The organism is Pseudomonas sp. NBRC 111138 (assembly GCF_001320835.1).
Taxonomy (GTDB): Bacteria; Pseudomonadota; Gammaproteobacteria; order Pseudomonadales; family Pseudomonadaceae; genus Aquipseudomonas; species Aquipseudomonas paracarnis.
Map to the genome: position 1 here is coordinate 37,508 of NZ_BCBO01000085.1, position 23,267 is coordinate 60,774.

Below are 23,267 nucleotides of genomic sequence, written 5' to 3' on the forward strand. Positions count from 1 at the left end.
TACGATAATCGGTAATTTTTCCTACACCACTCCGTTAAGGCTGATGGAATCCGGCGCCTATCCGGTTATCAATAGGAGCATCCCAGGACATAACAAGAACGAATGCCTAGCAGGAGAGCCGTATGAAGCAGACGCACTACGTGGCCCGCGAGCCCGATGCGCAAGGTTTTATCCACTACCCGCCAGAAGAACATGCGGTGTGGAACACCCTGATCACTCGCCAATTGAAAGTGATCGAGGGCCGCGCCTGTCAGGAATACCTGGACGGTATCGACAAGCTCGGCCTGCCTCTGGACCGCATTCCCCAGTTGGGCGAAATCAACAAGGTGCTGGCCGACACCACCGGCTGGCAAGTCGCCCGCGTGCCGGCGCTGATCCCCTTCCAGACCTTTTTTGAATTACTGGCCAGCAAGCAGTTTCCGGTGGCGACTTTTATTCGCACCCGTGAAGAATTGGACTACCTGCAAGAGCCGGATATTTTTCACGAGATCTTTGGCCACTGCCCGCTCCTGACCAACCCCTGGTTCGCTGAATTCACCCACACCTACGGCAAGCTCGGCCTGGCGGCCACCAAGGAGCAACGGGTGTACCTGGCACGCCTGTACTGGATGACTATCGAGTTCGGCCTGGTGGACACGCCCCAGGGCCGGCGTATCTACGGTGGCGGTATTCTGTCGTCGCCTAAAGAAAGTGTGTATTGCCTGTCGGACGAGCCCGAGCACCAGGCATTTGATCCGCTGGAAGCGATGCGCACCCCCTATCGCATCGACATCCTGCAACCTTTGTACTTCGTATTGCCCGAGCTCAAGCGCCTGTTCGACGTAGCGCAGGAGGACATCATGGGCATGGTGGAGCGCGGTATGCAGTTGGGTCTGCACGCACCGAAATTCCCACCCAAGCCCAAAGCCGCGTGAACCTTGCGTTTTAAGGCCAGGTGAGTCTGTTCCCTGGCCCCGCGTTGCTTTAGGGTAACGCCACTGACCTTCAATCATTCGAATTCAGGACACCTTCCATGACCACCTTGAACCAAGCCCACTGCGAAGCCTGCCGCGCCGATGCCCCGCAAGTCAGCGATGAAGAACTGCCGGTGCTGATCAAGCAGATCCCTGACTGGAACATCGAAGTGCGCGACGGCGTGATGCAGCTGGAAAAGGTTTTCCTGTTCAAGAACTTCAAATTTGCCCTGGCTTTCACCAACGCCATGGGTGAAATCTCCGAAGCCGAAGGCCATCACCCAGGCCTGCTCACCGAGTGGGGCAAAGTCACCGTGACCTGGTGGAGCCACTCCATCAAGGGCCTGCACCGCAACGACTTCATCATGGCCGCGCGCACCGACGAAGTGGCCAAGACCGCCGAGGGCCGCAAGTAATGCATTTCGATGCCATCGACCGCGTGCCCGGCGACCCGATCCTAGGGCTGATGGACCTGTATGCCCAGGATGCCAACCCGAACAAGTTCGACCTGGGCGTAGGTGTCTATAAGGACGACCAAGGCCTCACGCCGATTCCTCACTCGGTGAAGCTGGCGGAACAGCGCCTGGTCGACACTCAAGTGACCAAAACCTATATCGGTGGCCATGGCGATGCAGCCTTCGGCAGCCTGATCAGCGAACTGGTGCTCGGCGCCGACTCAGCCTTGCTGCGCGACCGCCGTGCTGGCGCCACGCAAACCCCAGGCGGCACCGGTGCCCTGCGCTTGAGCGCCGACTTTATCGCCCACAGCCTGCCGGGCCGTGGCGTGTGGCTGAGCAACCCGACCTGGCCGATCCACGAAACCATTTTTGCCAAGGCCGGGCTCAAGGTCAGTCATTACCCTTACGTGGGCAGCGACAACCGCCTGGATGTGACGGCGATGCTGGCAACCCTGTCCAGCGTGCCCAAGGGCGACGTGGTATTGCTGCACGCGTGCTGCCATAACCCGACCGGCTTTGACCTGTCCCAGGATGACTGGCGCCAGGTCTTACAGATCGTGCGTGAACGCCAGTTGCTGCCGCTGATCGACTTCGCCTACCAGGGCTTTGGCGATGGCCTGGAGCAGGACGCCTGGGCGGTGCGCCTGTTTGCCGCCGAGCTGCCGGAAGTGCTGATCACCAGCTCCTGCTCGAAGAACTTCGGCCTGTATCGCGACCGCGTGGGTGCATTGATCGTGTGTGCGGCGGATGCTGAAAAGCTCACCGATGTGCGTAGCCAACTGGCGAATATCGCTCGCAACCTGTGGTCGACACCGCCGGATCACGGTGCCGCCGTGGTGGCGACCATCCTCGGTGATGCACAGTTGAAAAAGCAGTGGAGCGAGGAAGTCGAGGCCATGCGTTCGCGGATCGCTCAGTTACGCTCCGGATTGGTGGAAGCGCTTGCGCCCCATGGCCTGGCCGAGAAATTCGCACATATCGGCGCGCAACGTGGGATGTTTTCCTATACCGGCTTGAGTGCCGAGCAGGTCAAGCAACTGCGCGAGAAGCACAGTGTGTATATGGTCAGTTCGGGGCGGGCTAACGTGGCTGGGGTTGATGCGACGCGCTTGACGTTGCTGGCTCAAGCCATCGCCGACGTTTCCAACTGAAGAAACAGGATTACGTGTGGGAGCTGGCTTGCCTGCGATGGCGGTGGTTCAGTTGCAGATTAATTGCCTGACCCGCCGCCATCGCGGGCAAGCCCGCTCCCACATTTGAATCGTGGGGTGTCAGGTAGATCAGCGTCGGCTGTCAGGCCGTCACGGGAGCAAGCTCCCTCGCCACAGGTTCAGCCAGCGACCATTTCAGCCTTTAGCAGTGCCTCTTTGGCCTGCGCATCCGCCAACCGATACAACTCGATATGCCCATCCCAGTGCTCGATCAAGGCCGTGCACGACTCCACCCAATCCCCGCAGTTGAGGTAATCCACCTCGCCCACCTTGCGAATCTCGGCATGGTGAATATGCCCGCACACCACCCCGTGCAATTCCCGCTTGGTCACCTCGTGGGCAATCGCCTCTTCGAAATCGCTGATAAAACTCACCGCCGTCTTGACCTTGTGTTTCAGGTACGCCGACAGCGACCAATAACCGTAGCCATACCGCGCACGCCAGTGGTTCAGCCAGCGGTTCAGCGTCAGGGTGAACTCGTAGGCCGAGTCGCCGAGGAAAGCGAGCCAGCGGTGATAGCGCGTGATCACATCAAACTGGTCGCCATGAATCACCAGCAAATGGCGGCCATCGGCGGTGACGTGCACAGCCTCATCGACCAATTGGATATTGCCCAGGATCAGCTTGGAATAGCGACGCAGGAACTCGTCATGGTTGCCGGTGACATAGATCACCTCGGTGCCACGCTTGGCCATGGTCAGCAAGCGGCGGATCACGTTGGTGTGGGCTTGAGGCCAATACATGCCGCCGCGCAGTTTCCAACCGTCGATGATGTCACCGACCAGGTAGACCTTGTCGGCATGGTAGCCCTTGAGAAAGTGCGACAGGTGTTCGGCCTGGCAATCCCGAGTGCCCAGGTGCACGTCGGAAATCCACAGGGTTCGCACCCGTTGCTTGCGGCTGGGCTTGGTGAACTCGGCACGGGTCATGGGTATCCCTCGACGCTGTTTTGGCGAGCTTGCGCCTTGGCGATTAATAGCCCATGACAAGCGTGCGTCAGTCTGATGACAGCGCCTGCGGCCCGCCAAGCGTTGTAGACTGACGGCTTGCCGCCCTGGAGACCGCGATGAGCCCGACCCTCACGCTACGCCACTACCTCGAAGCGCCCATTGCCCACAGCCATGACCATGCGCAGTTGGTGTTCGGCCTTTCCGGGCACCTGGACCTGGAAGTCGATGGCCGTGGCAGCCAGGTGCGCGAAAGCAGCGTGATGGTGCTGCCCTTCTCCACCCACCACGCCTGCATCAGCCGCGATGGCAGCCGCTGCCTGGTGCTGGATGTACCGACTGAGCACTGGGTGGTGCAATCCTTGGGCGAACATGCCGACGCCAGCCGCCGCTTGCTCGACCAACCCGCGCGCCTCGTGTTGGATGCCCGGCAACACCAGTTGGTGCAGTGGCTGGCACAGAGCCCGGTGCACGACCCACTGATCGTCCAGCAAGGCGCTGTGTTGTTACTGGCCAGCCTCAACCACCCTCAAGCTCAACCGCTGCCTGGCCGGCGTCTGCCTTATGCCGCGTTCAATAGCCATATCGAGCGCCATGCGGCGCGTCCGCTCCAGGTGGCCGACCTGGCGCGGATTGCCGATTTGTCCGTGCCGCGCCTGCATGCGCGGTTCATGGCGGAGTGCGGGCAAACGCCGATGGACTATCTACGCAGTCGCCGCTTGCACTTGGCGCTCAGGCTTTTACGCGAAACCTCCCTACCCATCGGCGAGATTGCCGAGCGCGTCGGCTACGCCTCGCAAAGTGCATTTTGCGCGGCCATGCTTCGGGCGTTTGGCGCCTCGCCCGGTGCATTGCGTCGAGCGGGCTAGCAAGAGTCTTGCGCTAAAAATCACCCCACCCGCGACAGACGCCCACCCGCCAACCCTCTAGACTGCGAGGCTGTCACCCCCCTGTTGGATCAAGGATCGCAATGACTCCCCGCTCAGCCCTCGGCGCCCTGCATATCGGCGCATTGATGTTTGGCCTCACCGGCGTGTTCGGCAAGCTGGCGGCGGCCTCCCCCGCCATCATCGTATTTGGCCGGGCGGCGTTTGCCGTGCTGGCGCTGGCGGTCTTTGCGCGCTTTGCCAGCAACGCTCCCTGGAAAAAACTGGAGATGCGTGACTGGCGCCGGCTGCTGGTCAGCGGCGTGTTGTTGGCTGCCCATTGGGTGACGTTCTTTATCGCCGTCAAAGTCGCCGGCGTGGCCGTGGCGACCTTGGGGTTCACCGCCTTTCCGGCCTTTACGGTGATCCTTGAGGGGCTGATTTTCCGCGAGCGTATTCGGGCCAATGAAGTGCTGCTGGTGGTGCTGGTCACCGTTGGCCTGGTGCTTGTGACCCCGGATTTCAACCTCGCCAGCGAAGCCACGGGCGGCCTGCTGTGGGGCATCGTCTCGGGCCTGTTGTTCTCGTTGTTGTCGCTGAATAATCGCGCCAGTTCCGGGCGCATTCCTGCGGTACAGGCCGCGCTGTGCCAGAACGTCGTGGTCGCCGCGCTCCTGCTGCCCGTGGCCGCGCCGGGGTTGGCGGATGTGCGAGGGATAGATTGGCTGTGGATCGGGCTGCTGGGGGTGTTTTGTACCGGCCTGGCCCATAGCCTGTTTGTCGCCAGCCTCGCCGTAATCAAGGCGCGCACCGCTTCGGTGGTGTTTGCCATGGAGCCCGTCTACGGCATCACCGTGGCCTGGCTGCTGTTTGCCGAAACCCCGACCCTGCGCATGCTGCTGGGCGGCGCCTTGATCATCGTCGCCATCGTGCTCTCCGGCCTGATGGGCAGCGCCAGCCAGGCCAAGCAACCGGCGCCGGCCTGACTTCAGACGGTACGGTCGTTATGCCCGAGGTCGCGCTGCGGGTCGATCTGGTCGCGCACTCGCTGCTTGAGCACCTTGGCCTCGGGAAAACCGCCATCGGCCTTGCGCTCCCAAATCTGCACGCCATCGCAGGTAATGCGAAAGGCCCCGCCGGTGGCCGGTTCCAGTGCCACGCGCCCCAAGTCATCGGCAAAGGTGCTGAGTAGCTCCTGGGCCAGCCACGCGGCGCGCAGCAACCACTGGCACTGGGTGCAATAGGTGATAACGATCTCGGGTTTGCATGCAGACATCATTAAGCGGCTCCTGGCGTAACAGGCTCAGCGGATCGGGTGGCTATAATAGCGGCCTTTGTCGCCCAGCCACGAGATTGATGATGCGCCGCCTGCTGTCTTGCCTGTTCCTGTGCCTTGTCCCCCTACTTGCCGACGCGGTAGAAGCCCCCCGCCCGAAAATCGGCCTGGTGCTGTCCGGCGGGGCTGCCCGTGGCCTGGCGCATATCGGTGTGCTCAAGGCGCTTGAAGAGCAAGGTATTCATATCGATGCGATTGCCGGCACCAGCATGGGCGCGGTGATTGGCGGGTTGTACGCGTCAGGCTACAAGATCGACGAGCTGGAGAAGTTGGCGCTGGGTATCGACTGGCAGCAGGCCCTGTCCGACGCGCCACCACGTGAAGACGTACCGTTTCGGCGCAAACAGGATGACCGGGATTTCCTGGTCAAACAAAAACTCAGTTTCCGCGACGATGGCAGCCTCGGCCTGCCGCTGGGCGTGATCCAGGGCCAGAACCTGGCACTGCTGTTGGAAAGCATGTTCGCCCACAGCAGCAACACACGTAATTTCGACAAGCTGCCGATCCCATTCCGCGCCGTGGCCACCGACATCACCACCGGCGAAAAAGTGGTGTTCAGCAAAGGCCACCTGCCCCAGGTGATACGCGCCAGCATGTCGATCCCCGCGGTGTTCGCCCCGGTGGAGCTGGATGGCCGCCTGCTGGTAGATGGCGGCATGACCGACAACATTCCGTTGGATGTGGCGCGGGAGATGGGCGTCGATATCGCCATCGTGGTCGACATCGGCACCCCGCTACGCTCGCGCAAGCAATTGGCAACCGTGGTGGATGTGCTCAACCAGTCCATCACCCTGATGACCCGGCGCAACTCCGAAGAGCAGCTCAAGGCCCTGAACCCCAAGGATGTGTTGATCCAACCACCGCTGGCCGCGTATGGCGTCACCGACTTTGGCCGCGCCAAGGACATGATCGACGCTGGCTACCGCGCCACCCGTGCCCTCGACGTACGCCTGGCACACCTGCGCCCTGCCGAACCCATCGACGCCGACCTGGTAGCCGCGCGCACGCCGGGCGAACGCACCCCGGTGATCACCGCGATCCAGGTGGAGAACGACTCCAAGGTCAGCGATGACGTCATCCGCTACTACATTCGCCAGGGCCTGGGAGAACCTTTGAATCTGGGCCGCCTGCAATCGGACATGGGCACCCTGTACGGCCTGGATTACTTCGAGCAGGTGCAATACCGCGTAGTGAAAAAGGGCCAGGACAACACCCTAGTGATCAGCGCACGCGGCAAGCGCAGCGGCACCGACTACCTGCGACTGGGCTTGAACCTCTCGGATGACATGCGCGGTGATAGCGCCTTCAACCTCGGCGCCAGTTACCGTGTGAACGGCATCAACCGCCTCGGCGCGGAATGGCTCACACGGGTGCAGATTGGTGACCGGCAGGAGCTCTACAGCGAGTTCTACCAGCCCATGGACACCGGCTCACGCTACTTTGTGGCCCCCTATATCAGGGCCGAGGCACAGAATGTCGAGCTGATCCTGGACAACGACCCCATCTCCGAATACCGCCTGGAACGCTATGGCTTTGGTTTGAATGTGGGCCGGCAGATCGGCAACAGCGGCGAGATCCGCTTTGGCGTGGGCGAAGCCTGGGGCAAGGCGGACGTGCGCATTGGCGACCGCGACCTGCCGAGCGTGAGCTTCAGCGAAGGCTTCTATGAACTCAAATATTCCTTCGACTCCCTGGACAACGTGTACTTCCCCCACAGCGGCGAAGACATCGGCCTGGCCTTTCGCGAGTTCGAACCCGGTTTGGGCTCCGACCAGCGCTATCGCCAGTGGGAATTCAAGCTGGACAAGGCCATGAGCCACGGGCCGGACACCTTGATACTGGGCGGTCGTTACGGTCGCACACTGGATAATTCGGATGTGGTGATTTCCAGCTTCCTGCTGGGGGGCGCACGGCAATTGTCGGGCTTCCGCCAGGATGCGATTTCGGGGCAGAACATCAGCCTCATGCGCGCGGTGTACTTCCGCAGGCTCACCCCACGCTCTTACCTGCCGCTGGACTTCCCGTTGTACCTGGGTGCATCCCTGGAACGGGGCCGGGCGTGGAACAACGATAACGAGTTCGACAGCGGCTATATCAACGCCGCGAGTATTTTCCTGGGGTTTGATACACCACTGGGGCCGCTGAATTTCAGCTATGGGTTCAATGATGATAATCAGAAGGCGGTGTACTTGAACCTGGGCCAGACGTTCTAGGAAAGGATTGCCAAGGACTTTTGTAGGAGCGAGCTTGCTCGCGAAAAACCCACAGACGCCGCGTTTATTCAGGAAGCCCGCGTTATCGTTGGCGTTTTTCGCGAGCAAGCTCGCTCCTACATTTTGCAGATCAGGACTTTTCCAGGTTCGCCAGGATGTGCTCATGCACCCGCATGCACACCCGCAGGTCTTCTTCATTTACGCCCACGAACAATTCATGGCGCAACGCCGTGGCAATGGTTTCGATCTGGTCGATCAACGGTTGGGCGGTGTCGCACAGCAGGATACGTTTGGCACGACGGTCTTCCACTACGGCCTGGCGTTGCACCAGGCCCTGGCCCTCGAGGCTGTCGAGCAGACGAGCCAGGGTGGGCCCTTCCACGCCGACACTTTGGGCCAATTCACGCTGGGTGGGTGCTTCGACAAAACGGGCCAGGTGCAGCAGCACCAACCAGCGCGCCTGGGACAAGCCCAGCCCCGCCAGGCGGCGGTCCAGTTCGGCGCGCCAACCTCGCGACATTTGCGCCAACTGCATGCCAAAACGGTGTTGATCGGTTAACGGCATAAAAAACTCGTGTTTAAGACTGAAAATAAAGTATGGCTAATTATTAGTCAGCTAAGCATGAGGCCTGCCCATAGGCAAGGCCCGCTATGTACTGATTCGTTACATTGTCGTAATTGGCACACTAAATTTCGAATTCAGACTGCAAAGCGGCACGCACGCAGTACAAAACGCCTTCCGGAACACGCCCGGTAAACAACGGCGCAATTTCGGTGACAGCTGGCAATTCGCCTTCTCCATCGAGAAAGGCGTCCTGGATTTCACCGAGCAAATCCTCAGGTAAATCAAGGGCCTGCTCCAGGGACAATTGCTGCTTGCCGATGGCTTCGGCAAGCAAGGTGTACACGTTTTTTTCCGAGCATTGCAGTTGGCCTGCGATCTGGATCGGGGTCATGCCGGCACGGGCCAGGCTGATCAGTTCGTGGCGAATATCGGCGATTTCCTTCGGCGCTTCGGCCTGACCGCCGAGCACTTCCAGGAAGGCCTGGCCGTAGCGCTCCAGTTTACGCGCGCCCACACCGCTGACCCGGGCCATCTCGGCCATGGTGGTGGGCTGCTCGCGGAGCATCTCCAGCAGGGTGGAGTCGGGGAAGATAACGTAGGGTGGCACGCTGTGCTCCTGCGCCAGTTTGCGCCGCAGGGTGCGCAAGGCTTCCCATTGTTCGCGCTCTTCACCCCGCACCAGTTGGCTGGCCTGGCTGGTGCTGCTGCTTTTGGCGGTGGTCTGCGGCTTGAGGTCACGGCGCAGTTCCAGGCTCACTTCGCCCTTGAGCAACGGCCGGCAACTGTCATTCAGCCGCAGCCCGCCGTAGCCTTCGATATCGATGTCGACAAGCCCACGGGCAACCATCTGGCGAAACAGCGAACGCCACTCACCTTCGGCGCGAGCTTTACCGACACCGTACACCGAGAGTTTTTCGTGGCCGAAGCTGCGGATTTTTTCGTTGTCCTTGCCCAGCAGAACATCCACCAGATGGCCCACGCCATAACGCTGGCCGGTGCGATAGATCGTCGACAACGCCTGGCGCGCCGGTTCGGTGGCGTCCCAGGTTTGCACGCCGTCGATGCAGTTATCGCAGTGGCCGCAGGGCTCAGGCATGTCTTCGTCAAAATACGCCAGCAGGGTCTGGCGGCGGCAGCGGGTCTCTTCGCACAACGAAAGCATGGCATCGAGCTTGTGCTGCTCCAGGCGCTTGTGGCGCTCGTCGCCCTCGGAGTTCTGCAGCATCTGCTTGAGCATCACCACGTCTTGCAGGCCGTAGACCATCCAGGCATCCGCCGGCAGGCCATCGCGGCCGGCACGCCCGGTTTCCTGGTAATAGGCCTCAAGGGACTTGGGCAGATCCATGTGCGCCACGAAACGCACGTTGGATTTGTCGATGCCCATGCCAAAGGCAATGGTCGCCACCATGATCAGGCCTTCCTCGTTCAGGAAGCGTTTCTGGTGCGCTGATCGGGTTTCATTGGGCAGGCCGGCATGGTAAGGCAGCGCCGGGTAGCCTTGTTCACAGAGGAACGCCGCGACCTCGTCGACTTTCTTGCGCGAAAGGCAATACACGATGCCCGCGTCACTGCGCCGCTCGGACAGGAACGCCAGCAACTGCTTGCGCGGCTGCTCCTTGGGCACGATGCGGTAGAAAATATTGGGCCGGTCAAAACTCGACAGGAAGCGCTCGGCGTTCTGCAAATGCAGGCGCTCGACGATCTCTTCGCGGGTGCGCTTGTCGGCGGTGGCGGTCAGGGCGATACGCGGCACATCGGGAAACAGTTCTGCCAATTGGCCAAGCTGCAGGTATTCGCGGCGGAAATCGTGGCCCCATTGCGACACACAGTGGGCTTCGTCGATGGCGAACAGAGCGATCTCAAGGCTCTGCAAAAAGGCCAGCATGCGTGGCTGCACCAGGCGCTCCGGCGCAAGGTAAAGCATTTTCACCTCGCCCCGCTTGATGCGTGCAGCCAGGTCGCGCTGCTGCTCGGCGCTGAGGGTGGAGTTCAACGACGCGGCGGCGACACCGAGTTCTTCAAGGGTGGCGACCTGGTCGTCCATCAACGCGATCAGCGGCGACACCACCACGGCCAGGCCATTGCGCAACAGCGCCGGCACCTGGAAGCACAGCGACTTGCCGCCACCGGTAGGCATCAGCACCAGGGCATCGCCGCCACTGGCCACGCGCTCAATGATCGCACCCTGGCGGCCACGAAAACTGTCGTAGCCGAAGATGTCCTTGAGGACGCGTTGAGCCTGCTCGAGCATGTAAAACTCCAAAATGGTGCCGAAATCCCTCAATACAGGCTGGCCGAAAATATCCGCGCTCACGAAAAATAATCCGTAAGCGAAGTTTTCCCGGATTGGCGCTGGGCCTGCAGGGGCATCACAAAACGCGGCAGTATACCCGAGCGTTATCCACCAAAGGGCGCGACTGACGAATAGACGCACCAGGCTAAAACCGGGCAAATATGCCGTGCGGCTGGCCTGGGCGCTCAAGAAAGCCTAGAATTCAGCATCGTTTATTCCCAAGGTAGCCCTTCAATGTCCTTCGCTGAGCAACTAACCCGCCTGCAAGCCTTCCTCGACGCCGATGAGCTGCATGACGAGGCGCTGGACTACGTGGCCGCCCACGGCTACCTGACCGCCCTGTCGATCTGCTCCGACCCCGTCCCGGACCGTGAATGGATCGACGCGCTGTTCGCTGAAGAGCCTCATTACAGCGACGCCGCCCATCGCGAAGAAATCGAATCCACCCTGATCGCCCTCAAGGCCCACATCGCGCGCCAACTGGCCTCCGACGAAGAGTTCGAGCTGCCGTGCGAGCTGGACCTGGGCGACGATCCGGATGACTCCGACCTGCGCGGCTGGTGCATCGGTTTCATGGAAGGCGTATTTCTGCGCGAAGCCGCCTGGTTCGAAACCGCCGAAGAGGAAGTCAGCGAAATGCTGCTGCCGATCATGGTCGGTTCGGGCCTGTTCGAAGAGGAGGCAGAGTTCTCCGACATCGCCGCCGACGCCAACCTGATGGACGACATGATCGTGCAGATCCCGGAAGCCCTGACCGCGCTGTACCTGCTGTGCAACGCGCCTGACGAAAAACCGGCGATCCTCAAGCCACGTCACCACTGAGTCGCTTGCCCGTGGAACCCATGGGCAACCGTCCACTGCTCCTGCGCTATGCGCTGCTGGCCATCGGCTGGCTAAGCGTAGCGCTGGGAGTCATCGGTATTTTCCTGCCGGTACTCCCGACCACACCCTTCCTGCTACTCGCCGCCGCCTGCTTCGCTCGCAGCTCCCCGCGCTTCTACCACTGGCTGGTGGAACACCCGCGCCTGGGGCCCTGGGTGCGCGATTACCTGGACGGCAATGGCATCCCGCTCAAAGGCAAGGTCTACGCCATCGGCTTGATGTGGCTGAGCATCTCGATTTCCTGCTACCTGGTACCACTGCCATGGGCACGGGGCTTTATGCTGACCAGTGCGGTGCTGGTGACGATCTACATCCTGCGCCAGAAAACCCTGCCGCCACGCTGAGCGCCGCCTGCGACATTCGATCCCACACGACCTTGGTCGACACTGACTAACACCAGGCATCATGCGAGACTGTCCAACCGGGCCTGGAATGCCCGGGTGTTCTTATGCTCGGAGTTACCATGACGCTGTCCAGCGGGCTGATCGCCGCCGTTGCCCTGGCCTATATGGCCACTATGTTTGCCATCGCCTTTTACGGCGACCGCCGCCATGCGCCGCTGCCGCCGCGCGTGCGTGCCTGGGTGTATAGCCTGTCGCTGGCGGTGTACTGCACCAGTTGGACCTTCTTCGGCGCCGTAGGCCAAGCGGCGGAACAACTGTGGGCATTCTTGCCGATCTACCTGGGACCTGTGCTGTTGCTGGTGCTGGCACCCTGGGTGCTGCAAAAGATGATCCTGATCAGCAAGCAGGAAAACATCACCTCAATCGCCGACTTTATCGCCGCCCGCTACGGCAAATCCCAGTCCCTGGCGGTGGTGGTGGCGTTGATCTGCCTGGTCGGCGTGCTGCCCTATATCGCGCTGCAGCTCAAAGGCATCGTGCTGGGCGTGAACCTGCTGATCGGCGCCGGCCCCGACACCACCGGCACCCGCGCCCAGGACACGGCCTTGATTGTGTCGCTGGTATTGGCGCTGTTTACCATCGTGTTCGGTACACGCAACCTCGACGCCACCGAACACCACCGCGGCATGGTGCTGGCGATTGCCTTTGAGTCGCTGGTCAAGCTGTTCGCTTTTCTCGCCGTCGGTGCGTTTGTCACCTACGGCTTGTACGACGGTTTCGGCGATCTGTTCAGCCAGGCCATGCTCGCCCCGCGCCTTGAGGAATACTGGAAAGAGACCATCAACTGGCCTTCGATGGTGGTACAGACCGGCGTCGCCATGATGGCGATCATCTGCCTGCCCCGACAATTTCATGTGACGGTGGTGGAGAACATCGACCCCCAGGATTTGCGCCTGGCCAAGTGGGTGTTCCCGGCTTATTTGATCCTCGCGGCACTGTTTGTGGTGCCGATCGCCCTGGGCGGCAAGATGCTGTTGCCCAGCTCGGTGCTGCCAGACTCCTATGTGATCAGCCTGCCAATGGCCGAGGCCCATCCTGCCCTCGCCGTGCTGGCATTCATTGGCGGTGCATCGGCGGCTACTGGCATGGTCATCGTAGCGAGCATCGCCTTGTCGACCATGGTTTCCAACGACATGCTGCTGCCCTGGCTGTTGCGCCGATCCAGCGCCGAGCGGCCATTCGAAGTCTTCCGTCACTGGATGCTGTCGGTTCGCCGGGTGAGCATTGTGATCATCCTGCTGCTGGCGTACGTGAGCTACCGCTTGCTGGGCTCCACCGCCAGCCTGGCGACCATCGGCCAGATCGCCTTTGCCGCTGTGACCCAACTGGCCCCGGCGATGCTCGGCGCCCTCTATTGGAAGCAGGCCAACCGGCGTGGGGTGTTTGCCGGCTTGGCCGCCGGTACTTTCCTGTGGTTCTACACGCTGGTCTTGCCAGTGACGGCGAAAAGTCTGGGCTGGTCGCTCAACCTTTTCCCCGGCCTGACATGGATGCACTCCCACCCGTTCGGGCTGTCGGTCACCTCGCTGACCCTGGGCACCGTGTTCTCCCTGGCAGGTAACTTCACCCTCTTCGTGTGGGTGTCGATGCTGTCGCGCACACGGGTTTCCGAGCACTGGCAGGCAGGCCGTTTTATCGGCCAGGAAATCAGCCAGCGTGCGAGTGCGCGCTCCATGCTGTCGGTGCAGATCAGCGACCTGCTCAGCCTGGCGGCACGCTTCGTCGGGGAAGAACGGGCCCAGCAGAGTTTTATTCGCTTCGCCTATCGCCAGGGCAAAGGCTTCAACCCCAACCAGAATGCTGATAACGATTGGATCGCCCACACCGAACGCTTGCTGGCCGGCGTACTCGGAGCCTCATCGACGCGGGCGGTGGTGAAAGCGGCGATTGAAGGGCGGGAAATGCAACTGGAGGACGTGGTCCGTATCGCCGACGAAGCCTCGGAAGTGCTGCAGTTCAACCGCGCTCTGTTGCAAGGTGCCATTGAGAACATCACCCAGGGCATCAGCGTGGTGGACCAGTCGCTCAAGCTGGTGGCCTGGAACCGGCGCTACCTGGAACTGTTCAACTACCCGGACGGCTTGATCAGCGTCGGCCGGCCCATTGCAGACATCATTCGATACAACGCCGAGCGCGGCCTGTGTGGCCCCGGTGAAGCGCAAGTGCACGTGGCGCGTCGCCTGCACTGGATGCGCCAGGGGCGTGCGCACACCTCCGAGCGCCTGTTCCCCAATGGCCGGGTGATCGAGTTGATCGGCAACCCGATGCCCGGCGGCGGGTTTGTCATGAGCTTCACCGACATCACCGCGTTCCGCGAAGCCGAACAAGCGCTGACCGAGGCCAATGAGGGCCTGGAGCAGCGGGTGACCGAGCGCACCCATGAACTGTCGCAACTGAACGTGGCCCTCACCGACGCCAAGGGCGTGGCCGAATCCGCCAGCCAGTCAAAGACGCGGTTCCTGGCGGCCGTGAGCCATGACCTGATGCAACCGCTGAACGCTGCGCGGTTGTTTTCCGCCGCCCTCTCCCACCAGACCGATGGCCTGTCCGGCGAGGCACGGCAGTTGGTGCAGCATCTGGATAGCTCACTGCGCTCGGCCGAAGACCTGATCAGCGATTTGCTGGACATTTCGCGCCTGGAAAACGGCAAGATCAACCCACAACGCCAGCCCTTTGTTCTCAACGAGCTGTTCGACACCCTGGGAGCAGAATTCAAGGCGCTGGCCCAAGAGCAACACTTGCGCTTCCGCTGGCGCGGCAGCCGTTTGCGAGTGGACAGCGACATCAAGCTGCTGCGGCGGATTTTGCAGAATTTTCTGACCAATGCCTTCCGTTATGCCGACGGCCCGGTGCTGCTGGGCGTACGTCGTCGCAAGGGCGAACTCTGCCTGGAGGTCTGGGATCGCGGGCCTGGTATTGCGCCCGATAAACAAAAGGTGATCTTCGAAGAGTTCAAGCGCCTGGACAGTCACCAGACCCGTGCCGAAAAGGGCCTAGGGCTGGGCCTGGCGATTGCCGACGGCCTGTGCCGCGTGCTGGGCCATCGCCTGAGCGTGCGCTCCTGGCCGGGCAAAGGCAGCGTCTTCAGCGTGTGCGTACCGCTGGCCCGTAACCAGACCAGCGTGCAACCCAAGGCGCCCGCAGAAACCGGCCTGCCCTTGAGTGGCGCACGCGTGCTGTGTGTGGATAACGAAGACAGCATCCTGATCGGCATGCGCAGCCTGCTCACGCGCTGGGGCTGTGAAGTCTGGACGGCCGCCAACCAGGCCGAATGCGCGGCATTGCTGGCCGAGGGTATCCGCCCGCAACTGGCGTTGGTGGATTACCACCTGGACCACGGCGAAACCGGTACCGAGTTGATGGGCTGGCTGCGTGCGCAACTGGCCGAGCCGATTCCCGGCGTAGTGATCAGTGCCGATGGGCGACCGGAGATGGTGGCCGAGGTGCATGGGGCGGGGTTGGATTACTTGGCCAAGCCGGTGAAGCCGGCGGCGTTGCGGGCGCTATTGAGCAGACATTTGCCCCTGTAGGAGCGAGCTTGCTCGCGAAAAACGTCAATGATAACGCGTGTTTCCTGAATAAACGCGGCGCCTATGAGTTTTTCGCGAGCAAGCTCGCTCCTACAATTTAGCCCCTTTTATTCCGGGAGATGCGCCACGCCATCCGAATCGGTCATCGCCCGCTCCAGCAGATCCGCCGGCAAGCTCTTGCTGGCGCGGGCACCGAGCAACCTGAGTTGCTCGGTACGGCTGACCAGGTTCCCACGCCCATCCGTCAGCTTGTTGCGCGCCGCGCTGTAGGCCTTGTCCAGCTGTTGTAGCCGGTTGCCCACTTCGTCCAGGTCCTGGATAAACAGCACGAACTTGTCATACAGCCAACCGGCACGCTCGGCAATTTCCCGTGCGTTCTGGCTCTGGCGCTCCTGCTTCCACAGGCTGTCGATCACGCGCAGGGTGGCGAGCAGGGTCGTGGGGCTGACGATTACAATATGGCGGTCGAAGGCTTCCTGGAACAGGTTGGGCTCGGCCTGCAATGCCGCAGAAAAGGCAGCCTCGATCGGTACGAACAGCAGGACGAAATCCAGGCTGTGCAAACCCTCCAGGCGCTTGTAGTCCTTGCCGGCCAAGCCTTTGACATGATTACGCAGGGACAGCACGTGTTGCTTCAAGGCGGCCTGGCCAATCACCTCGTCATCCGCCGCAACGTACTGTTGATAGGCGGTCAAGCTGACCTTGGAGTCGACCACCACCTGCTTGTCGCCCGGCAACATGATCAGCACGTCGGGCTGGAAACGCTCGCCATCCGGGCCTTTGAGGCTGACCTGGGTCTGGTACTCACGGCCCTTCTCCAGGCCCGCGTGCTCCAGCACCCGTTCAAGAATCAACTCGCCCCAGTTGCCCTGGGTTTTCTGGCCCTTGAGGGCGCGAGTCAGGTTGGTGGCTTCGTCCGACAGACGCAGGTTCAATTGCTGCAGGCGCTCAAGCTCTTTGGCGAGGGAAAAGCGCTCACGGGCTTCGTTCTGATAGCTTTCTTCGACACGCTTCTCGAAGGACTGGATACGTTCCTTGAGCGGGTCCAGAAGTTGGCCCAGCCGCTCCTGACTGGTTTCGGCGAAGCGTTGCTCACGCTCGTCGAAGATCTTGCCGGCCAGCTCGGCAAATTGCGCACGCAGCTCGTCCCGTGAGCCTTGCAGGTCGGTGAGTCGTTGCTGATGACTCTCTTGCTGCTCGCGCAATTCGGCGCTCAGGGCAGCGGCCAAGGCGTCAAGGCGACGCAGTTCGGTTTCCTTGGCGCTGCGGTCGAGGTTCCAGGCGTGCGCGGCATCGCGGGCGTTATCGCGGTCGATCTGCAACAACTCGACTTCACGGCGCAGCGCCGCCAGGTCGGCTTGTTTGGCGGCATTGGCCTGGCTGAGGTCACTGATCTCATCGCGACTGGCGTCCAGTTGCGCGGCGAGCCCTTCCTGGGCCAGTTGCGCGGTTGCCAGGCGTTCTTCCAGCAGCTCCCAACCGGTGGTGCGTGCGGTCAGACGCCGCTGGAGTTGCCAGCACAGCGCCAGTAGCGGCACGGCTGCACCCACAAGACCCAAGGCGATACTGGTCCAGTCAAACACCATAGCCATTTCTGCCATCACCGAAAAAGATCAAGGTTAACCAAGCCTAAGGCCGGAGGACAGCTCAGTCTTCGACCTGGCCCAGTTCGCGCTGGGCGCGACGGTCGCCGGCGCGAGCAGCCGAACGCAACAAATCGTGGCCGATGCGCCGGTCACGGGCATTTCCGCACTCGCGGCACATCAGTTGGCCAAGACGGCTCTGAGCGGCCACCACGCCTTCGCGGGCGGGCTGCTTGAGCAAGCGTCCGGCGAGATGCTTGATATTGGTGCTCTGCCCCAGGCGCGGGCTGTCGAGCAGCCACAATGCGACCTTCAAGGAAAAACGCTTGGGTGCGGTAACAGTTTGGGGCGTGTCGGTAACAGAAGGTGATACTGAGCGAAACTTCATAAAGCACTGTGGGGCAGAACGGAAGGCGCGCCACTCTACTCTTTTTTTCGTACAGGTAAAGCTGAAAAAACCGTGCACGCCCGTCCTAGAGCAAGCGCTCGGGACAATCCACAGAAGCTGTGGATAACTCAGTGGACAACCCCCCTAGAACAGGCGCAAAGCCCCATGGAACGGGGGCCGCAGTCAAACTGACGATTTTTTCACCAATAAAAAAAAGCGAGATTTTTCATTGACTTAAATTTTGATTACAGGCAAATGGGCGCACTTGCACACCAGTGAGAGCAGGGTTACACCCTTGGCCACAAATGTGCACAAGTCCCGATCGACTGGTTATATCGGCGGCGTTTTTTGATTCAACACCGGTTAAACATGTTACTGACCGGGCAAACCCGAGGGCTTTTCAAATCCGCCTCGGCTCGCCACACTGCGCCACCGACAATGCAAACCAGTAGGGCCGATGAAAGGAATTCTGTTATTCGCCGGGCTGCTACTGGCCATCTGCGCGACCTCCCTGGGAATCAATGCTGCGCTCCCCTCTCCGGACGGCGCACTGTTCGCCATTGCTATCTTGCTGTCAGCCGCCTTTACCGCCGTGGTCCTGTGCATCGAACTCAGTGACGGAAAGATCAATGACATGCGCGAAGTGATCCACATGATCGAGACCGGCCAGTCCTTGCGATTGACGCTCGCCGCCTATGGGCTGGGGTGCGCCCTGGCCGCGTCCATGACCGTACTGGTCTATCGCGAGTTGCTCGGCGGCTGATCGAAGTTTTTTTGCAATCGGCCTTCCCTTCCCTGTTTCAATCCGTTACTATCCGCGGCGTTAGTACCAAGCTGAAAGTCAATTCTGGTCGAATACGTCCCCTGAACCACATGGGATCGGCCACCTCGATGGTTTCCAGGTATTCCTTGCGACGACACTGCCTTTGAACAAGCAAAGGGTGTCGCGAAGTTCCAATACTCTGACCGAACCAACCTGCAAATTGATCAGGATCTTCACCCCGGGCCCAGAACCTTTGCCCCTGTTGTGTTGCCTGCCCTCCTAAGTACCTACCTGCCAGCCCAAGCGCGCCTAATTCCATAGCGCTTCAAACTGGCTGCTTTGTTCCAGTCGGGTTCTTCGTTTGATCAATGGTGATCAGCGTTACTGGAACGTTTTAACGTTGCACGGTTCTTATCCGTGTCATTTGTAGGAACACCAATAATATGAACGCTCAAATCCACACTCAGGATGCCATTCGCGCCCTCACCAACGCTTTTGCCCCAATGAACTGCCTGATCATGGCTGCTCGCAAAGGCTGCTTCAGCTTCACCCTGGTCAACGAACACGGCATCGCTCGTCACAGCGAACGCCTGTACCCCGATCAATACTCCAGCGCAGAACCGCTGCAGGCCGTGATCGATCGTACCCGTCAGGCACTGACCGCCTGATCGACCCGCGTCGCTGAAACCTCAAAAACCCTGTTTGAACAACAGGGTTTTTTATTGCCTGGAATTTGGCCTTGAGTCCGTGGCGCTAAGTACAAATCGATATAAACGTTATAACCGATTGCAGAAGATGTTTTAAAAACAGTCCTTTACATCAGGAATATGACACTACACTTCAAGTCAAGCGGCATGATCCGCTTACGACGGGCCTGAGATCCGATTCATTGCTGCCAAGCCCCCCTTCTCAGGCTCGTCCACTCTTTGTAAGGACTGAGGCTCGTATGGGTATTGCCGCCAGTGAATTGTGTCGCTATGTGATCCGGCCGACGCTGATGTACCTCGGCCGTCACAGCTCGACAGCCGAATCCCTGCTGCTGGGCATTGCCGCCAGCCAGTCAGAACTGGGCTCGGCGCTGCATGACCGGCGCGGCCATGGCCTCTACAGCATCACCGAACCACGTCACCGCGCCCTCTGGGATGACTACCTGGCCCTTGACCCGGAACGCGCCAGCCTGGTGCGCGGGCTGGCCAGCCAACATGCGTTCCTCAGCGCGCCTCAGTTGGAGTTGACCGTGAACCTGCGCTACGCCACGGCCATCGCCTGGTTACTGGTGGAACAACAACGCCCTGCCCTTCCCGCACCCGGCGATGTGCTGGCCATGGCGCGTATCTGGAAAGAAATATTCCATCCACAAGGCCGCCTGCGAGATTTCACCCAAGCGTGGCAAACCTGTGTAAGCCCCCTGAAACAGGCAGCTTGCTGACCGGGCAAATTGCAAGATTCGGCAAAAAACGGCAATTTTGGTCGGATTGTCCTACAAAACCGCTCTATCTCCTGCATTACAGCCTATAGCGCGATGTGAAATTTATTGATACTTTCCGCAGCGGTGATCACACGGAGTTCTAATAATGAAAAAAGTAATGCTCAAGACCACACTTAGCCTCGCCGTTGCCATGGCATCCTCCCAATTGTTCGCCAGCGGCTTTGCCCTCAACGAACAGAGCGTCAGCGGGATGGGTACCGGTTTCGCAGGTCGCTCTTCTTCTGCCGATGATGCGAGCACTGTGTTCGGTAACCCTGCCGGTATGGCACGCCTGGAAGGCCAACAGATCACCGGTGGCGTTGCAGCCATTGATGCCTCCACCGATATCAGCAATGTCAGCGGCCGCTCCGCTGGCAGCAACAAAGGCGATATGGTGCCTTTCACTGCCGTGCCTTTCGGTTTCTACACCAATAAGCTCAACGACCAATGGGCTGTCGGCTTCGGCGTCTATGCGCCGTTCGGCCTGGTGACCGACTACGAAAGCGGCTTCCAGGGCCGTGGCTTTGGCAGCAAGAGCGAAGTGAAAGTCATCACCTTGCAACCGACCGTCAGCTACGCCTTCAACGACCGCGTTTCCGTGGGTTTTGGCCCGACCATCAACCGCATCGCCGGCACCCTGGAATCGGACCTGACGCTGAACCCTCGAGCGCCAGACACCAATATCAAGATCAAGGGTGACGACACCGCGCTGGGCTTCAACATCGGCGTACTGGTCCAAGCCACCGATACCACCCGTGTCGGCCTGACCTACCACTCCAAGGTCAGCTACAAGCTGGACGGCCACACCGAAGTCACCGCACCGACCGCGACCTCGCCGTTCCTGCGCAGCAACCGCTATGACGCCTCGCTGAAAATCGACACACCTGAGTCCTACGACCTGTCCGTCACTCAAGACCTGACCGACGCGTGGAAACTCTATGCCGGTGCAACCTGGACACGCTGGAGCCGCCTGAAAGACATCACCGTCAAGAACGAAGGCGTCAGCGGCGCTACTGGCGGCGCGCTTGCCCCAGGCCTGGTCAGCACAATCAAGGAAGACCAGAACTGGCACGACACCTGGGCCTACGCCGTGGGTACTTCGTACCAGCTCACCAAGCAAGTGGTACTGCGTACCGGCCTGACATTCGACCAGTCGCCTACCAACAACACGGATCGCTCACCGCGCATCCCGACCGGCGACCGTACTATCTTCAGCCTGGGCCTGGGCTACCAGGTCATGGATAACATGACCATCGACCTGGCCTACTCCTACCTGAAGGAAGAGGACGTCAAGATCTCGCGCTCCAACCAATTGGCCAGCTACAACGCCAAGTATGAAAACAGCGCCAACGGTTTCGGCTTGGGCATGACCTACAAGTTCTAACCGCAGTCGTAAAAAAAAGCCCTGCTCTCCTGTGAAGGAGGCGGGGCTTTTGTTTGGCTGGCGGTCAGGGTTTGGAAGCCAATGCCTGTTCCACCGCCTTGATCAGCTCCGGACTGTCCGGCTTGGTCAGGCTGGAAAAACTGGCAACCAGATTGCCCTGGCGATCCACTACATACTTGTAGAAGTTCCACTTGGGCGCGGCGTCGGCCTGCTGTGCAAGCACCTTGAACAGGTGCACCGCATCCGGCCCCTTGACCTTCTGCGGCTCGGTCATGGTGAAGGTCACGCCATAATTCACGTAGCAGACCTTGGCGGTTTCTTCCCCGGTCTTGGCTTCCTGTTTGAAGTCATCGGACGGCACGCCGATCACTTCCAGACCTTCGCCCTTGTAGCGCTGATACAACGCTTCCAGGCCCTTGAATTGCGGGGCAAAGCCGCAGAAGCTCGCCGTGTTGACGATCACCAAGGGTTTGCCAGCGAATTGCTGGCACAGGTCGATGGATTCCTTGGCCCGCAGCTTGGGCAGTTGGCCCTCCAGCAACGGTGGGCAACTGGCGGCCATCGCCACGCTGCCAATAGCCATCAGGACGGGTACAGCGAGCCAGCGCATCTGCATGTCAAAAGTCCTTGAGTCAGTTCAGACCCACAACTTAGCAGATCGCCATGCCCAGTTGCATCAACGCCAGGCCGCCCCGTTGCCAACCCCACCAGGCCAGCAGCAACAACCCCAGCCCCACAGCCAACAGCATAAGACGCGCTGTCATGCTCATGCCGCCTCCATCTGCGCCTGAATGCGCGCCACCGGCCGCTCACGCACCGGCCAATTCAGCGCGGCGGCAAGCAGGCTGAGCAAAATTGCCACCTGCCAGATCAAATCGTAGCTGCCGGTTCGATCATAGACCACCCCGCCCAGCCACCCGCCGAGGAACGAGCCCAGTTGGTGGAACAGGAACACGATCCCGCCGAGCATCGAGAGGTTGCGCACCCCAAACAGGGTCGCGACGGTGCCATTGGTCAGCGGCACCGTGGACAACCACAGGAATCCCATCGCCATGCCAAACAGATACGCCGTGACTTCGGTGACCGGCGCCCACAGGAACAACACAATCACTACCGCCCGCAACAGATACAAGCCGGTGAGCAGACGCGGCTTGGACATGCGGCCACCGAGCCAACCCGCCGTGTAGGTGCCAAATACGTTGAACAGGCCAATCAAGGCCAGCACCGTGGTGCCCACCGTGGCCGGCAGGTGCTGGTCGACCAGGTACGCCGGCAAGTGCACACCGATAAAAACCACTTGGAAACCGCACACAAAAAAGCCGAAGGACAGCAGCCAGAAGCCGGAGTGGGAGCAGGCCTCTTTCAGCGCTTCGCCCAGGGTTTGCTGGCCCACCGTGACCGCCAGCGGCCGGTCCTTGAGCATGGCGACCAGCGGCAGGATCAACGCCACCATCAAGCCCAGCGCCAGCAAGGCGGCCGACCAGCCCAGCCAACCAATCAAGCCGAGGGTGCCGGGCACCATGGCGAACTGGCCGAACGAGCCGGCGGCGCTGGCAATGCCCATGGCCATGCTGCGTTTTTCTGGCGCAACGGCGCGGCCAACCACGCCGAGAATCACCGAGAACGAGGTGCCGGACAGGCCAATGCCAATCAGCAAACCTGCGCTCAACGACAGTGACCACGCGGAGTCGGACATGCCCATGAGCACCAGGCCGACGGCGTACAACACCCCGCCGACAAACACCGCCTTGGTCGCGCCGAAACGGTCGGCCAAGGCCCCGGTAAATGGCTGCGCCAAGCCCCAGATCAGATTCTGCAAGGCGATGGCAAAGGCAAAGGTTTCACGCCCCCAACCGAATTCGCTGCTCATCGGCGCCAGGAACAGGCCAAAGCCATGCCGTACGCCCAAGGACAACGCCAGGATCAGCGCACTCCCTAAAAGGACCCAACCACTGGTGCGCCACATCGAGGTCATTTCTTATTCTCCGTTCGCGGGTATATACCCGCTTGTAGTCGAACAAAC

The 23,267-nt window shown here is 60.7% G+C and carries 21 protein-coding genes; 13 read left to right on the plus strand and 8 right to left on the minus strand.

Annotated features, from left to right (window positions below; translation table 11 throughout):
* The first annotated feature begins 122 nt into the window (after positions 1–122).
* The 3 genes from phhA to APH41_RS16640 all read left to right on the plus strand — a co-directional run bounded on the left by phhA (position 123) and on the right by APH41_RS16640 (position 2,562).
* Complete coding sequence (gene phhA / locus APH41_RS16630) at positions 123–914, plus strand: phenylalanine 4-monooxygenase (RefSeq protein ID WP_003192992.1); 792 nt, start codon at positions 123–125, stop codon at positions 912–914.
* 98 nt (positions 915–1,012) lie between these two features.
* Complete coding sequence (locus APH41_RS16635) at positions 1,013–1,369, plus strand: 4a-hydroxytetrahydrobiopterin dehydratase (protein WP_003192995.1); 357 nt, start codon at positions 1,013–1,015, stop codon at positions 1,367–1,369.
* Positions 1,369–2,562 carry an amino acid aminotransferase gene (locus APH41_RS16640; RefSeq protein ID WP_054920190.1) on the plus strand — a complete coding sequence of 398 codons (1,194 nt, stop codon included), beginning with the start codon at positions 1,369–1,371 and terminating at the stop codon, positions 2,560–2,562. The genes APH41_RS16635 and APH41_RS16640 overlap by 1 nt, the downstream gene beginning before the upstream one ends.
* A gap of 179 nt (positions 2,563–2,741) precedes the next feature.
* Here the strand turns inward: APH41_RS16640 and APH41_RS16645 are convergent, their stop codons facing one another.
* Positions 2,742–3,551: a UDP-2,3-diacylglucosamine diphosphatase gene (locus APH41_RS16645; RefSeq protein WP_014719368.1), complete on the minus strand. Its 810-nt coding sequence runs from the start codon at positions 3,549–3,551 to the stop codon at positions 2,742–2,744.
* 137 nt (positions 3,552–3,688) lie between these two features.
* Between APH41_RS16645 and APH41_RS16650 the strand changes: the two genes are divergently transcribed.
* Together APH41_RS16650 and APH41_RS16655 are read left to right on the plus strand one after the other, a co-directional pair.
* Positions 3,689–4,438, plus strand: a complete 750-nt coding sequence (locus tag APH41_RS16650) for an AraC family transcriptional regulator (protein WP_054920192.1) — start codon at positions 3,689–3,691, stop codon at positions 4,436–4,438.
* A gap of 101 nt (positions 4,439–4,539) precedes the next feature.
* Positions 4,540–5,421: a DMT family transporter gene (locus tag APH41_RS16655; protein WP_034126769.1), complete on the plus strand. Its 882-nt coding sequence runs from the start codon at positions 4,540–4,542 to the stop codon at positions 5,419–5,421.
* 2 nt (positions 5,422–5,423) lie between these two features.
* On the opposite strand, the gene APH41_RS16660 is transcribed toward APH41_RS16655, so the two are convergent.
* Positions 5,424–5,711, minus strand: a complete 288-nt coding sequence (locus tag APH41_RS16660; protein WP_014719371.1) for a SelT/SelW/SelH family protein — start codon at positions 5,709–5,711, stop codon at positions 5,424–5,426.
* An 83-nt stretch (positions 5,712–5,794) separates the two neighbouring features.
* Between APH41_RS16660 and APH41_RS16665 the strand changes: the two genes are divergently transcribed.
* Positions 5,795–7,984 (plus strand): patatin-like phospholipase family protein, encoded by a 2,190-nt coding sequence (locus APH41_RS16665; protein WP_034126768.1) that lies wholly within the window; start codon positions 5,795–5,797, stop codon positions 7,982–7,984.
* 130 nt (positions 7,985–8,114) lie between these two features.
* Here APH41_RS16665 and APH41_RS16670 read toward each other — a convergent pair whose 3' ends face one another.
* Positions 8,115–8,549, minus strand: a complete 435-nt coding sequence (locus tag APH41_RS16670) for a MarR family transcriptional regulator (RefSeq protein ID WP_003193007.1) — start codon at positions 8,547–8,549, stop codon at positions 8,115–8,117.
* Between the two features lie 121 nt (positions 8,550–8,670).
* Positions 8,671–10,800 (minus strand): DNA helicase RecQ, encoded by a 2,130-nt coding sequence (recQ, locus tag APH41_RS16675; protein WP_014719373.1) that lies wholly within the window; start codon positions 10,798–10,800, stop codon positions 8,671–8,673.
* 276 nt (positions 10,801–11,076) lie between these two features.
* Between recQ and APH41_RS16680 the strand changes: the two genes are divergently transcribed.
* The 3 genes from APH41_RS16680 (at position 11,077) to APH41_RS16690 (ending at position 15,658) form a co-directional block, all read left to right on the plus strand.
* Positions 11,077–11,664, plus strand: a complete 588-nt coding sequence (locus tag APH41_RS16680; RefSeq protein WP_034128344.1) for a YecA family protein — start codon at positions 11,077–11,079, stop codon at positions 11,662–11,664.
* A 20-nt stretch (positions 11,665–11,684) separates the two neighbouring features.
* Positions 11,685–12,068: a YbaN family protein gene (locus tag APH41_RS16685; protein WP_019818414.1), complete on the plus strand. Its 384-nt coding sequence runs from the start codon at positions 11,685–11,687 to the stop codon at positions 12,066–12,068.
* 119 nt (positions 12,069–12,187) lie between these two features.
* Positions 12,188–15,658, plus strand: a complete 3,471-nt coding sequence (locus APH41_RS16690) for a PAS domain-containing hybrid sensor histidine kinase/response regulator (protein WP_054899071.1) — start codon at positions 12,188–12,190, stop codon at positions 15,656–15,658.
* A gap of 107 nt (positions 15,659–15,765) precedes the next feature.
* Here APH41_RS16690 and rmuC read toward each other — a convergent pair whose 3' ends face one another.
* Complete coding sequence (rmuC, locus tag APH41_RS16695) at positions 15,766–17,130, minus strand: DNA recombination protein RmuC (protein ID WP_169918249.1); 1,365 nt, start codon at positions 17,128–17,130, stop codon at positions 15,766–15,768.
* Between the two features lie 175 nt (positions 17,131–17,305).
* A complete protein-coding gene (locus tag APH41_RS16700) occupies positions 17,306–17,629 on the minus strand; it encodes a hypothetical protein (RefSeq protein WP_034128342.1) in 324 nt (107 codons plus the stop codon).
* Positions 17,630–18,086: 457 nt separating this feature from the next.
* On the opposite strand from APH41_RS16700, the gene APH41_RS16705 reads away from it, so the two are divergent.
* From APH41_RS16705 to APH41_RS16720, 4 genes are all read left to right on the plus strand, one after another.
* On the plus strand, positions 18,087–18,392 hold the full coding sequence (locus APH41_RS16705; RefSeq protein WP_034128341.1) for a hypothetical protein: 306 nt from the start codon (positions 18,087–18,089) through the stop codon (positions 18,390–18,392).
* A gap of 443 nt (positions 18,393–18,835) precedes the next feature.
* Positions 18,836–19,060, plus strand: coding sequence for a hypothetical protein (locus APH41_RS16710; RefSeq protein WP_034128340.1), 225 nt, complete (start codon positions 18,836–18,838; stop codon positions 19,058–19,060).
* A 278-nt stretch (positions 19,061–19,338) separates the two neighbouring features.
* Positions 19,339–19,821: a hypothetical protein gene (locus tag APH41_RS16715; RefSeq protein WP_034128339.1), complete on the plus strand. Its 483-nt coding sequence runs from the start codon at positions 19,339–19,341 to the stop codon at positions 19,819–19,821.
* 145 nt (positions 19,822–19,966) lie between these two features.
* The gene (locus APH41_RS16720) at positions 19,967–21,244 is read left to right on the plus strand and encodes an OmpP1/FadL family transporter (RefSeq protein ID WP_003193026.1); all 1,278 of its coding nucleotides are present in this window, start codon (positions 19,967–19,969) and stop codon (positions 21,242–21,244) included.
* A gap of 64 nt (positions 21,245–21,308) precedes the next feature.
* Here APH41_RS16720 and APH41_RS16725 read toward each other — a convergent pair whose 3' ends face one another.
* Both APH41_RS16725 and APH41_RS16730 read right to left on the minus strand, forming a co-directional pair.
* Entirely contained in the window at positions 21,309–21,860 is a 552-nt protein-coding gene (locus APH41_RS16725; RefSeq protein ID WP_034128338.1) for a glutathione peroxidase, read from the minus strand.
* A 150-nt stretch (positions 21,861–22,010) separates the two neighbouring features.
* Positions 22,011–23,219 (minus strand): MFS transporter, encoded by a 1,209-nt coding sequence (locus APH41_RS16730; protein WP_014719382.1) that lies wholly within the window; start codon positions 23,217–23,219, stop codon positions 22,011–22,013.
* Between the last annotated feature and the right edge of the window lie 48 nt (positions 23,220–23,267).